21 protein-coding genes are annotated in these 9,659 nt (G+C 61.7%); all 21 read left to right on the top strand.

Annotated features, from left to right (window positions below):
- On the top strand, positions 1-76 hold a 76-nt coding region (locus tag AC0L18_RS22315), incomplete at its 5' end, for an EF-Tu C-terminal domain-related protein (protein ID WP_454589835.1).
- Positions 77-139: 63 nt separating this feature from the next.
- Positions 140-448, top strand: coding sequence for a 30S ribosomal protein S10 (rpsJ, locus tag AC0L18_RS22310; RefSeq protein WP_006205468.1), 309 nt, complete (start codon positions 140-142; stop codon positions 446-448).
- A 140-nt stretch (positions 449-588) separates the two neighbouring features.
- Positions 589-1,335, top strand: coding sequence for a 50S ribosomal protein L3 (gene rplC, locus AC0L18_RS22305; protein ID WP_287248043.1), 747 nt, complete (start codon positions 589-591; stop codon positions 1,333-1,335).
- Positions 1,335-1,955, top strand: a complete 621-nt coding sequence (gene rplD / locus AC0L18_RS22300; RefSeq protein ID WP_027154042.1) for a 50S ribosomal protein L4 — start codon at positions 1,335-1,337, stop codon at positions 1,953-1,955. Before rplC ends, rplD begins: the two co-directional genes overlap by 1 nt.
- Positions 1,952-2,245 carry a 50S ribosomal protein L23 gene (locus tag AC0L18_RS22295; protein ID WP_010909275.1) on the top strand — a complete coding sequence of 98 codons (294 nt, stop codon included), beginning with the start codon at positions 1,952-1,954 and terminating at the stop codon, positions 2,243-2,245. The genes rplD and AC0L18_RS22295 overlap by 4 nt, the downstream gene beginning before the upstream one ends.
- Before the next feature lie 23 nt (positions 2,246-2,268).
- The gene (gene rplB / locus AC0L18_RS22290) at positions 2,269-3,102 is read left to right on the top strand and encodes a 50S ribosomal protein L2 (RefSeq protein ID WP_027154041.1); all 834 of its coding nucleotides are present in this window, start codon (positions 2,269-2,271) and stop codon (positions 3,100-3,102) included.
- 16 nt (positions 3,103-3,118) lie between these two features.
- Positions 3,119-3,397: a 30S ribosomal protein S19 gene (rpsS, locus tag AC0L18_RS22285; protein WP_006205463.1), complete on the top strand. Its 279-nt coding sequence runs from the start codon at positions 3,119-3,121 to the stop codon at positions 3,395-3,397.
- 2 nt (positions 3,398-3,399) lie between these two features.
- Positions 3,400-3,789, top strand: coding sequence for a 50S ribosomal protein L22 (gene rplV / locus AC0L18_RS22280; RefSeq protein WP_023799292.1), 390 nt, complete (start codon positions 3,400-3,402; stop codon positions 3,787-3,789).
- Complete coding sequence (gene rpsC / locus AC0L18_RS22275; protein ID WP_023799291.1) at positions 3,789-4,514, top strand: 30S ribosomal protein S3; 726 nt, start codon at positions 3,789-3,791, stop codon at positions 4,512-4,514. The genes rplV and rpsC overlap by 1 nt, the downstream gene beginning before the upstream one ends.
- A gap of 27 nt (positions 4,515-4,541) precedes the next feature.
- The gene (gene rplP, locus AC0L18_RS22270; RefSeq protein WP_023799290.1) at positions 4,542-4,955 is read left to right on the top strand and encodes a 50S ribosomal protein L16; all 414 of its coding nucleotides are present in this window, start codon (positions 4,542-4,544) and stop codon (positions 4,953-4,955) included.
- Between the two features lie 13 nt (positions 4,956-4,968).
- On the top strand, positions 4,969-5,169 hold the full coding sequence (gene rpmC / locus AC0L18_RS22265) for a 50S ribosomal protein L29 (protein ID WP_023799289.1): 201 nt from the start codon (positions 4,969-4,971) through the stop codon (positions 5,167-5,169).
- An 11-nt stretch (positions 5,170-5,180) separates the two neighbouring features.
- The gene (rpsQ, locus tag AC0L18_RS22260; RefSeq protein ID WP_023799288.1) at positions 5,181-5,420 is read left to right on the top strand and encodes a 30S ribosomal protein S17; all 240 of its coding nucleotides are present in this window, start codon (positions 5,181-5,183) and stop codon (positions 5,418-5,420) included.
- Positions 5,421-5,491: 71 nt separating this feature from the next.
- Positions 5,492-5,860: a 50S ribosomal protein L14 gene (rplN, locus tag AC0L18_RS22255; RefSeq protein ID WP_006205457.1), complete on the top strand. Its 369-nt coding sequence runs from the start codon at positions 5,492-5,494 to the stop codon at positions 5,858-5,860.
- Positions 5,861-5,872: 12 nt separating this feature from the next.
- Positions 5,873-6,187, top strand: coding sequence for a 50S ribosomal protein L24 (gene rplX, locus AC0L18_RS22250; protein WP_013531428.1), 315 nt, complete (start codon positions 5,873-5,875; stop codon positions 6,185-6,187).
- The gene (gene rplE / locus AC0L18_RS22245; RefSeq protein ID WP_023799287.1) at positions 6,180-6,758 is read left to right on the top strand and encodes a 50S ribosomal protein L5; all 579 of its coding nucleotides are present in this window, start codon (positions 6,180-6,182) and stop codon (positions 6,756-6,758) included. The genes rplX and rplE overlap by 8 nt, the downstream gene beginning before the upstream one ends.
- 27 nt (positions 6,759-6,785) lie before the next feature.
- Positions 6,786-7,091 carry a 30S ribosomal protein S14 gene (gene rpsN, locus AC0L18_RS22240; protein ID WP_023799286.1) on the top strand — a complete coding sequence of 102 codons (306 nt, stop codon included), beginning with the start codon at positions 6,786-6,788 and terminating at the stop codon, positions 7,089-7,091.
- A gap of 12 nt (positions 7,092-7,103) precedes the next feature.
- Positions 7,104-7,502 (top strand): 30S ribosomal protein S8, encoded by a 399-nt coding sequence (gene rpsH, locus AC0L18_RS22235; protein ID WP_006205453.1) that lies wholly within the window; start codon positions 7,104-7,106, stop codon positions 7,500-7,502.
- Positions 7,503-7,613: 111 nt separating this feature from the next.
- Positions 7,614-8,147 carry a 50S ribosomal protein L6 gene (rplF, locus tag AC0L18_RS22230; protein ID WP_023799285.1) on the top strand — a complete coding sequence of 178 codons (534 nt, stop codon included), beginning with the start codon at positions 7,614-7,616 and terminating at the stop codon, positions 8,145-8,147.
- Between the two features lie 191 nt (positions 8,148-8,338).
- Positions 8,339-8,698, top strand: a complete 360-nt coding sequence (gene rplR, locus AC0L18_RS22225; RefSeq protein WP_023799284.1) for a 50S ribosomal protein L18 — start codon at positions 8,339-8,341, stop codon at positions 8,696-8,698.
- Between the two features lie 156 nt (positions 8,699-8,854).
- Positions 8,855-9,418 carry a 30S ribosomal protein S5 gene (gene rpsE, locus AC0L18_RS22220; protein WP_006333394.1) on the top strand — a complete coding sequence of 188 codons (564 nt, stop codon included), beginning with the start codon at positions 8,855-8,857 and terminating at the stop codon, positions 9,416-9,418.
- A 25-nt stretch (positions 9,419-9,443) separates the two neighbouring features.
- On the top strand, positions 9,444-9,641 hold the full coding sequence (gene rpmD / locus AC0L18_RS22215; protein WP_006205449.1) for a 50S ribosomal protein L30: 198 nt from the start codon (positions 9,444-9,446) through the stop codon (positions 9,639-9,641).
- Positions 9,642-9,659 lie beyond the last annotated feature (18 nt).

The raw sequence follows: 9,659 nt of genomic DNA, 5'->3' as shown, positions 1-9,659 counted from the left end.
AGAGAAGCTGCGCTTCGCCATCCGTGAAGGCGGCCGCACCGTCGGTGCCGGCATCGTCGTCACCATCAAAGAGTAATTTGGACTTAAACCGATCTGTCGCGGGCGCTGCCCGCGCCGCGCCAGAACAAGGAAGTGACGCATGAACGGACAGAATATCCGCATCCGCCTGAAGGCGTTTGATCACCGGGTGCTTGACGCCTCGACGCGGGAAATCGTGTCGACGGCCAAGCGCACCGGCGCCAACGTCCGCGGCCCCATTCCGCTGCCGACGCGGATCGAAAAGTTCACGGTCAACCGGTCGCCTCACGTCGACAAGAAGAGCCGCGAGCAGTTCGAGATGCGCACGCACAAGCGTCTGCTCGACATTGTCGATCCGACCCCGCAGACGGTCGACGCTTTGATGAAGCTCGATCTTGCCGCCGGTGTCGACGTCGAGATCAAGCTCTAAGGAACCAGAGCGGCGGGGCGACTCGGAACTCTGAAGGAACAAGAGGCGTGGAGGGGCGACAGCCCCGACAGGGAACTCTGAAGGAACAAGAGGCGTGGAGGGGCGAAAGCCCCGACAGGGAACTCTAAAGGAATGAACCGATGCGTTCAGGTGTGATTGCAAAGAAGGTGGGAATGACCCGCATCTACAACGATGCCGGGGAACATGTTCCCGTCACCGTTCTCCAGATGGAGAACTGCCAGGTCGTGGCGCAGCGCACGCAGGAGAAGAACGGCTATACCGCCGTCCAGCTCGGCGTTGGCCTTGCCAAGGTGAAGAACACGTCGAAGGCGATGCGCGGCCATTTCGCGACCGCTTCCGTCGAGCCGAAGGCCAAGGTTGCCGAGTTCCGCGTCTCCGCCGACAACATGATCGATGTCGGCGCCGAGATTACCGTCGATCATTTCGTCGTCGGCCAGAAGGTCGATGTGACGGGAACCACGATCGGCAAGGGTTTCCAGGGCGTCATCAAGCGCCACCACATGGGCGGCGGCCGCGCGACCCACGGCAACTCGGTCTCGCACCGTACGCACGGCTCGACCGGGCAGCGCCAGGACCCGGGCAAGGTGTTCAAGGGCAAGCATATGGCCGGCCACATGGGTGACACCCGCGTCACCACGCAGAATGTCGAGGTCGTCTCGACCGATGCCGATCGCGGTCTGATCCTGATCCGCGGCGCGGTTCCCGGTTCGAAGGGCGCCTGGATCCTGGTCCGTGACGCAGCCAAGGTTGCGCTGCCGGCCAATGCGCCGAAGCCCGCCGCAATCCGCGCCATTGCAACCAATGATGGCGCCAAGAACGATGCCCCGGCCACAGCAGATGCCCCGGCCACAGAGGGAGCGGAATAATGGACCTCAAGATCACAACGCTTGGCGGCAAGGACGCCGGCAAGGTGAAACTCTCCGAGGAGATTTTCGGCCTTGATCCGCGCGAGGACATCCTGCAGCGCGTCGTGCGCTGGCAGCTTGCCAAGAAGCAGCAGGGCACGCACAAGACCAAGGGTCGCGCCGAGATCGCCCGCACCGGCGCCAAGATGTACAAGCAGAAGGGTACGGGCCGCGCCCGTCACCATTCGGCACGCGCTCCGCAGTTCCGCGGCGGCGGCAAGGCCCACGGCCCGGTCGTCCGCAGCCACGAGCACGATTTGCCGAAGAAGGTGCGTGCGCTGGGCCTCAAGCATGCTCTCTCGGCCAAGGCCAAGAGCGCCTCGCTCATCATCATTGATGAATTGATGCTGACCGAGGCCAAGACCAAGGCGCTGATCGCGAATTTCGCGACGCTGGGCCTGTCCAACGCCCTGCTGATCGGCGGCGCCGAGCTCGACAAGAATTTTAAGCTGGCGGCGACGAACATCCCGAACATCGACGTGCTGCCCATCCAGGGCATCAACGTCTACGACATTCTGCGCCGCGGCACGCTGGTCCTTTCGAAGGCCGCCGTCGAGGCTCTCGAGGAGCGCTTCAAATGACCGACCTTCGTCACTACGACGTGATCGTCTCGCCGGCGATCACCGAAAAGTCGACCATGGCTTCCGAGCAGAACCAGGTCGTCTTCAACGTCGCCAAGAAGGCGTCGAAGCCGGAAATCAAGGCTGCCGTCGAAGCGCTGTTCGGCGTCAAGGTGATGGCCGTGAACACGCTTGTCCGCAAGGGCAAGATCAAGCGCTTCCGCGGCACGATCGGCCGCCAGAGCGACGTCAAGAAGGCGATTGTGACGCTGGCCGACGGCCAGTCGATCGACGTCGCGACGGGTCTCTGAGCAAGACCGCGAGGACAACAGACATGGCACTGAAAAAATTCAACCCGATAACGCCGAGCACCCGCCAGCTGGTCATCGTCGACCGCTCGGGCCTCTACAAGGGCAAGCCCGTCAAGGGCCTGACCCAGGGCCTGACCAAATCGGGCGGCCGCAACAATTACGGCCGCATCACGGCCCGCTTCATTGGCGGCGGTCACAAGCGTACGTACCGCATCATCGACTTCAAGCGCCGCAAGTTCGACATTGTCGGCACAGTCGAGCGTATCGAATACGATCCGAACCGCAGCGCCTTCATCGCGCTGATCAAGTATGACGATGGCGAGCTGTCCTACATCATCGCTCCGCAGCGCCTTGCTGCCGGCGACAAGATCGTGGCCGGCGAAGCGGTCGACGTGAAGCCGGGCAATGCGATGCCGCTGGCCTCGATGCCGGTCGGCACGATCGTCCACAACATCGAGCTGAAGCCGGGCAAGGGCGCCCAGGTTGCCCGTTCGGCTGGCGGTTATGCCCAGCTCGTCGGCCGTGACCAGGGCATGGCGATCCTGCGCCTCAACTCCGGCGAGCAGCGTGTCGTCCACGGCTCGTGCATGGCCACTGTCGGCGCCGTGTCCAACCCGGACCACGGCAACATCAATGACGGCAAGGCAGGCCGCACGGTGTGGCGGGGAAAACGTCCGCACAATCGCGGCGTGACCATGAACCCGGTCGACCATCCGCACGGCGGCGGCGAAGGCCGCACCTCGGGTGGCCGCCATCCGGTTTCGCCTTGGGGCAAGCCGACCAAGGGCAAGAAGACGCGGTCCAATAAGGCGACCGACAAGTTCATCCTGCGCTCGCGCCATCAGCGCAAGAGCTAAGAAGAGGTAACGCCAAGTGACTCGTTCGATTTGGAAAGGCCCCTTCATCGACGGCTACCTTCTCAAGAAGGTGGACAAGGTTCGTGAAGGTGGTCGCAATGAGGTGATCAAGATGTGGAGCCGTCGCTCCACCATCCTGCCGCAGTTCGTCGGCTTCACCTTCGGTGTCTACAACGGCCAGAAGCACGTTCCCGTTTCGGTGAACGAGGACATGGTCGGTCACAAGTTCGGTGAATTCGCTCCGACCCGGACCTATTACGGTCACGGCGCGGATAAGAAGGCGAAGAGGAAATAATCATGGGCAAGGCCAAAGCTCCGCGCAGGCTTGCTGACAACGAAGCGCGCGCCGTGTTGCGCACGATCCGTATCAGCCCGCAGAAGCTGAACCTGGTTGCCGCGCTGATCCGCGGCAAGAAGGTCGCGACAGCGCTTTCCGATCTCGAATTCTCGGCCAAGCGGATTTCCGGCACGGTCAAGAAGACGCTGGAATCGGCGATCGCCAACGCGGAAAACAATCACGACCTCGACGTCGATGCGCTGATTGTGGCGGAAGCCTATGTCGGCAAGTCGATCGTCATGAAGCGGTTCCATGCCCGTGGCCGTGGCCGCGCCAGCCGTATCGAGAAGCCGTTCTCGCACCTCACGATCGTCGTTCGTGAAGTCGAAGAAAAAGTGGAGGCCGCATAATGGGCCAGAAAATCAATCCGATCGGTCTGCGTCTCGGCATCAACCGCACCTGGGATTCGCGCTGGTTCGCCAACACCGGCGAGTACGGCAAGCTGCTGCATGAGGACATCAAGATCCGCAAGTATCTTGAGAAGGAACTCAAGCAGGCTGCGATTTCGAAGGTCGTGATCGAGCGTCCGCACAAGAAGTGCCGCGTCACCATCCATGCGGCGCGTCCGGGCCTGATCATCGGCAAGAAGGGCGCTGACATCGAGAAGCTTCGCAGGAAGCTGATGGAGATGACGAAGTCCGAGACGCATTTGAACATCGTCGAAGTGCGTAAGCCCGAGATCGACGCGACGCTGGTCGCCCAGTCGATCGCCCAGCAACTCGAGCGCCGTATCGCGTTCCGCCGCGCCATGAAGCGCGCCGTGCAGTCGGCGATGCGCCTCGGTGCCGAAGGCATCCGCATCAACTGCGCCGGCCGTCTCGGCGGCGCCGAGATCGCGCGCATGGAATGGTATCGCGAAGGTCGCGTGCCGCTGCATACGCTGCGCGCCGACGTCGACTACGGCACGGCCGAAGCCCACACCGCCTACGGCATCTGCGGCGTCAAGGTCTGGGTGTTCAAGGGCGAGATCCTCGAGCACGACCCGATGGCTTCGGAGCGCCGCGCCACCGAGGGCGATCATGCGCATGGCGGTGGTGGTGAGCGCGAACGCGGTCGCCGTCGCGAAAACGCCTGAGACAGTTGAGAATTTGGAGTTAGAACGATGCTGCAGCCAAAGCGCACAAAGTTCCGCAAGCAGTTCAAGGGTCGTATCCATGGTGCCGCCAAGGGTGGCACCAATCTGGATTTCGGCGGTTTCGGGCTGAAGGCGCTTGAGCCGAACCGCGTCACTGCGCGTGAGATCGAGGCAGCCCGCCGCGCGATCACCCGCGAGATGAAGCGCGCCGGCCGTGTCTGGATCCGTATCTTTCCGGACGTGCCGGTGACGTCGAAGCCGACCGAAGTCCGCATGGGCAAGGGCAAGGGCGCGGTCGATTACTGGGCGGCGCGCGTCAAGCCCGGCCGGATCATGTTCGAGATCGACGGCGTCAATGAGGAAACCGCCCGTGAGGCGCTGCGTCTCGGCGCGGCCAAGCTCTCGGTCAGGACGCGCTTCGTACAGCGCATCGCAGAATAAGGACGGGCTGATCATGAAAGCCGAAGACATCCGGACCAAGACCCAGGACCAGCTGACCGACGAATTGGCCAGCCTGAAGAAGGAGCAGTTCAACCTGCGCTTCCAGAAGGCCACCGGCCAGCTCGAGAAGACCGCGCGCGTGAGGCAGGTCCGCAAGGACATTGCGCGTATCAAGACCATCGCTGCGGAAAAGTCCGCGGCTAAGAAGGCTTAAGGACGAAAACCATGCCAAAGCGCATTCTGCAGGGCACCGTCGTCAGCGACAAAAACGAGAAGACGGTTGTTGTTAAGGTCGAACGGCGCTTCACGCATCCCGTGATGAAGAAGACCGTGCGCATGACCAAGAAGTACAAGGCGCACGACGAGAACAACGCCCACAAGGTCGGCGATCAGGTGTTCATCCAGGAATCGAAGCCGATTTCCAAGGACAAGCGCTGGACCGTCGTATCTTCGGACCAGGCGTAAACAACGAATTTTGGACAGACCGGGGAGGGGCTTTGCGCCCGTCCCGTTAGAAGAGAAGAAGGCGGCCAGTCATGATTCAGATGCAAACAAACCTCGACGTCGCGGATAATTCCGGCGCCCGTCGTGTCATGTGCATCAAGGTGCTGGGCGGCTCGAAGCGGAAATACGCTTCCGTGGGCGACATCATCGTGGTGTCGATCAAGGAAGCCATCCCGCGCGGCCGCGTCAAGAAGGGCGATGTGATGAAGGCGGTCGTGGTTCGCACGGCCAAGGACATCCGCCGCCCGGACGGCAGCGTGATCCGTTTCGACAAGAACGCGGCCGTTCTCGTCGACAACAAGAAAGAGCCGATCGGCACGCGTATCTTCGGACCGGTTCCGCGCGAACTCCGCGCCAAGAACCACATGAAGATCATCTCGCTCGCGCCTGAAGTGCTGTAAGGAGCCGGACCAATGCAGAAGATTAGAAAAGGCGACAAGGTCGTCGTGCTGGCCGGCAAGGACAAGGGCCGTTCGGGCGAAGTCCTCTCGGTACAGCCGAAGGAAGACACCGCGCTGGTGCGCGGCGTCAACATGATCCGTCGTCACCAGAAGCAGTCCCAGTCCCAAGAGGGCGGGATCATCACCAAGGAAGCGCCGATCCAGCTGTCGAACATCGCGCTGGCCGACCCCAAGGATGGCAAGCCGACCCGTGTCGGCTTCATCTTCCAGAAGGACGGTAAGAAGGTGCGCGTCGCCAAGCGCTCGGGAGAAGTCATCAATGGCTAAGGCTCAAACCAAGCAGGCGACTGCCCAGAACACGCCGCGCCTCAAGCAGGTCTACAACGAGACCATCCGCAAGGCGCTGCAGGAGCAGTTCGGCTACGAGAACGAGATGCAGGTTCCGCGCATCGACAAGATCGTGCTGAACATGGGCGTCGGCGAAGCGACCGGCGATTCGAAGAAGCCTTCGATCGCGGCGGAAGATCTTGCGCTGATCGCCGGCCAGAAGGCCGTCGTCACGCACGCGCGCAACTCGATCGCCGGCTTCAAGGTCCGCGAAAAGATGCCGATCGGCGCCAAGGTCACGCTGCGCAAGGAACGCATGTACGAGTTCCTTGACCGCCTCGTGAACATCGCGCTGCCGCGCGTCCGCGACTTCCGCGGACTCAATCCGAAGAGCTTCGATGGCCGTGGCAACTATGCCATGGGCATCAAGGAACACATCGTGTTCCCGGAGATCAACTACGACAAGGTTGATCAGATCTGGGGCATGGACGTCATCGTTTGTACGACTGCGAAGACGGATGACGAAGCCAGGGCATTGCTCAAGGCCTTCAACTTCCCCTTCCGCCAGTAACGGCAGCGAGAAAAGGAAAAATCTGAAATGGCAAAGACCAGCTCAGTCGAGAAGAACAACAGGCGCCGCAAGCTTGTGGACCAGTACGCTGCCAAGCGTAAGGTCCTCAAGGCGATCATCATGGATCAGTCCAAGCCGATGGAAGAGCGCTTCCGCGCTCAGCTGAAGCTTGCGGCACTGCCGCGCAACTCGGCCAAGATCCGCATCCGCAACCGCTGCGAAGTCACCGGACGTCCGCGTGCCTACTATCGCAAGCTCAAAGTATCGCGCATCGCGCTTCGTGATCTCGGCAATAACGGCCAGATCCCGGGCCTGGTCAAGTCGAGCTGGTAAGGAGGACATAACATGTCATTGAGCGATCCTCTCGGCGATATGCTGACCCGCATCCGCAACGCCTATGGCCGCAAGAAGTCGAGCGTTTCGACGCCGGCCTCGCGCCTGCGCACCCGCGTCCTCGACGTGCTGAAGGCGGAAGGCTATATCCGCGACTACAGCCAGACCGACTTCGACAACGGCAAGTCCGAAATCGAGATCGAGCTGAAGTATTTCGACGGTGCGCCGGTGGTGCGCGAAATCGCCCGCGTCTCGAAGCCGGGCCGTCGCGTTTACGTTTCGGCGAAGTCGATCCCGCACGTCGCCAACGGCCTCGGCATCGCCATCCTTTCGACGCCAAAGGGCGTGATGGCCGACCACGAAGCGCGTGAACAGAATGTCGGCGGGGAAATCCTCTGCCAGATCTTCTGATCTGGAGCGCGATCCCGAACCGAACCACGCAGTGAAAAGTGGAACCTGGATTCGGACAAGATCACGCTCGAAACAGAGACCTGAAACAAGAGAAGTGACGAGGACAACAAAATGTCTCGTATTGGAAAGAAACCCGTTTCGCTGCCGCAGGGCGTGACCGCGACCGTCGACGGCCAGACCGTCACGGCGAAGGGCCCCAAGGGTGAGCTGAAGTTCGTGGTCAACGACGAAGTGCTGGTCAAGATGGAAGGCAGCGAGATCGCTGTCCAGCCACGCGACCAGACCAAGACCGCCCGTTCCAAATGGGGCATGTCGCGCACGCAGATCGTCAACATCCTGCAGGGCGTCAAGGACGGTTTCGAAAAGAAGCTCGAGATCACCGGCGTCGGCTATCGCGCCGCCATGCAGGGCAAGAACCTGCAGCTGGCGCTCGGCTTCAGCCATGACGTCGTCTACGAAACGCCGCAGGACATCACCATCACCGTGCCGAAGCCGACGGAAATCACCGTGACCGGCATCGACAAGCAGAAGGTCGGTCAGGTCGCTGCCGAGATCCGCGAATATCGCGGTCCTGAGCCGTACAAGGGCAAGGGCGTTCGTTACGCTGGCGAGAAGATCGTCCGCAAGGAAGGCAAGAAGAAGTAATTTCGTCAATGGTGAATGGTGAATGGTAAAATGGCAGTAGGATGGGCAGGAGCCGGGCGGCACCTGGTTTCTACCTTTCACCATTTTTCCATTCACCATTCACTGCAAATCAACGCCGCGGGGAGCGGTCGCGGGAGGCTTGTCTACCGCACAGGATTGCCCCCGTTTTTTGAAGGCAAGGAACTGATATCATGGGCTCGAAAGACTCCACCCAACGCCGCGCTCAGCGCGTCCGCCGCCAGATCAAGAAGGTCGCTGGCGAGCGTCCGCGTCTTTCGGTCCACCGCACGTCGAAGAACATCTACGTCCAGGTCATCGACGACGCCAAGGGCCACACCATCGCTGCCGCCTCGACGCTGGAGAAGGACCTCAAGGGTTCGCTCAAGACCGGTGCCGACACTGCCGCCGCTGTGGCAATCGGCAAGCTGATTGCCGAGCGCGCTTCGAAAGCCGGCGTCAAGGAAGTCGTCTTCGACCGCGGACCGTACATCTATCACGGCCGCGTCAAGGCGCTGGCCGAGGCCGCCCGTGAAGGTGGCTTGAGCTTCTAAAGCATGATCCCGAACCGGAGGTCAGCGCAGCAATAAGTTGCAGACTTTTCGGATAAGATCATGCGAAGGGAAAAATGAGTTTCGCTCCCGGCAACCCACAGAGGGAACCGGATATCATCATCAACCGTGCTTCCGGAAAAAAACAAGGAACAGGATATGGCACAGGAACGTAGGGATGGCGGCCGCGGCCGTGATCGCGAAGAGCGCGACGACGGCATGGTGGACAAGCTCGTCCACATCAACCGCGTCGCCAAGGTCGTCAAGGGCGGCCGGCGCTTCGGCTTTGCAGCACTCGTCGTCGTCGGCGACCAGAAGGGCCGTGTCGGCTTTGGTCACGGCAAGGCGCGCGAAGTGCCAGAGGCGATCCGCAAGGCGACCGAATCGGCCAAGCGCGACATGATCTTCGTGCCGCTGCGCTCGGGCCGTACGCTGCATCACGACGTCGAAGGACGCTGGGGTGCCGGACGCGTTCTGCTGCGCGCTGCCAAGCAGGGTACCGGCATCATCGCCGGCGGCCCGATGCGCGCCGTCTTCGAGACGCTCGGCATGCATGACGTGGTCGCCAAGTCGATGGGTTCGTCGAACCCCTACAACATGGTTCGCGCCACCTTCGACGCGCTGAAGAGCCAGATGCATCCCAAGGATGTGGCTGCCGCGCGCGGCATCAAGTATTCGACCCTTCAGGCCCGCCGCGGCACCGCCGTTGCGGCCGAAGAATAGTCGACGCTGACCAGGGATATTGACCATGGCCAAGAAAGCAACCAAGACCATCACCGTCGAGCAGATCGGTTCGCCGATCCGCCGGCCGAAGGAGCAGCGCGCGACGCTGGTCGGCCTCGGCCTCAACAAGATGCACAAGCAGCGCACGCTGGAGGACACCCCCTCCGTGCGCGGCATGATCGCTGCCGTCCAGCATCTCGTCCGCGTCGTGGACGAGGGCTGAACCAGAGCGCAGGAGAAC

Source organism: Mesorhizobium sp. WSM4819 (assembly GCF_055811215.1).
Note: the sequence above shows the minus strand (reverse complement) of the source record. Positions and strands in the feature narration are given on the sequence as shown.

Excerpts from the sequence above, each read along its gene's own strand:
- rplN (WP_006205457.1), top strand. The coding sequence starts at position 5,492 with ATGATTCAGATGCAAACAAACCTCGACGTCGCGGATAATTCCGGCGCC.
- rplC (WP_287248043.1), top strand. The coding sequence starts at position 589 with ATGCGTTCAGGTGTGATTGCAAAGAAGGTGGGAATGACCCGCATCTAC.
- rplE (WP_023799287.1), top strand. The coding sequence starts at position 6,180 with ATGGCTAAGGCTCAAACCAAGCAGGCGACTGCCCAGAACACGCCGCGC.
- rpsJ (WP_006205468.1), top strand. The coding sequence starts at position 140 with ATGAACGGACAGAATATCCGCATCCGCCTGAAGGCGTTTGATCACCGG.
- rplB (WP_027154041.1), top strand. The coding sequence starts at position 2,269 with ATGGCACTGAAAAAATTCAACCCGATAACGCCGAGCACCCGCCAGCTG.
- AC0L18_RS22295 (WP_010909275.1), top strand. The coding sequence starts at position 1,952 with ATGACCGACCTTCGTCACTACGACGTGATCGTCTCGCCGGCGATCACC.
- rpsN (WP_023799286.1), top strand. The coding sequence starts at position 6,786 with ATGGCAAAGACCAGCTCAGTCGAGAAGAACAACAGGCGCCGCAAGCTT.
- rpmD (WP_006205449.1), top strand. The coding sequence starts at position 9,444 with ATGGCCAAGAAAGCAACCAAGACCATCACCGTCGAGCAGATCGGTTCG.
- rplR (WP_023799284.1), top strand. The coding sequence starts at position 8,339 with ATGGGCTCGAAAGACTCCACCCAACGCCGCGCTCAGCGCGTCCGCCGC.
- rplV (WP_023799292.1), top strand. The coding sequence starts at position 3,400 with ATGGGCAAGGCCAAAGCTCCGCGCAGGCTTGCTGACAACGAAGCGCGC.
- rpsE (WP_006333394.1), top strand. The coding sequence starts at position 8,855 with ATGGCACAGGAACGTAGGGATGGCGGCCGCGGCCGTGATCGCGAAGAG.
- rpsH (WP_006205453.1), top strand. The coding sequence starts at position 7,104 with ATGTCATTGAGCGATCCTCTCGGCGATATGCTGACCCGCATCCGCAAC.
- rpmC (WP_023799289.1), top strand. The coding sequence starts at position 4,969 with ATGAAAGCCGAAGACATCCGGACCAAGACCCAGGACCAGCTGACCGAC.
- rplX (WP_013531428.1), top strand. The coding sequence starts at position 5,873 with ATGCAGAAGATTAGAAAAGGCGACAAGGTCGTCGTGCTGGCCGGCAAG.
- rpsC (WP_023799291.1), top strand. The coding sequence starts at position 3,789 with ATGGGCCAGAAAATCAATCCGATCGGTCTGCGTCTCGGCATCAACCGC.
- rplP (WP_023799290.1), top strand. The coding sequence starts at position 4,542 with ATGCTGCAGCCAAAGCGCACAAAGTTCCGCAAGCAGTTCAAGGGTCGT.
- rplF (WP_023799285.1), top strand. The coding sequence starts at position 7,614 with ATGTCTCGTATTGGAAAGAAACCCGTTTCGCTGCCGCAGGGCGTGACC.
- rpsQ (WP_023799288.1), top strand. The coding sequence starts at position 5,181 with ATGCCAAAGCGCATTCTGCAGGGCACCGTCGTCAGCGACAAAAACGAG.
- rplD (WP_027154042.1), top strand. The coding sequence starts at position 1,335 with ATGGACCTCAAGATCACAACGCTTGGCGGCAAGGACGCCGGCAAGGTG.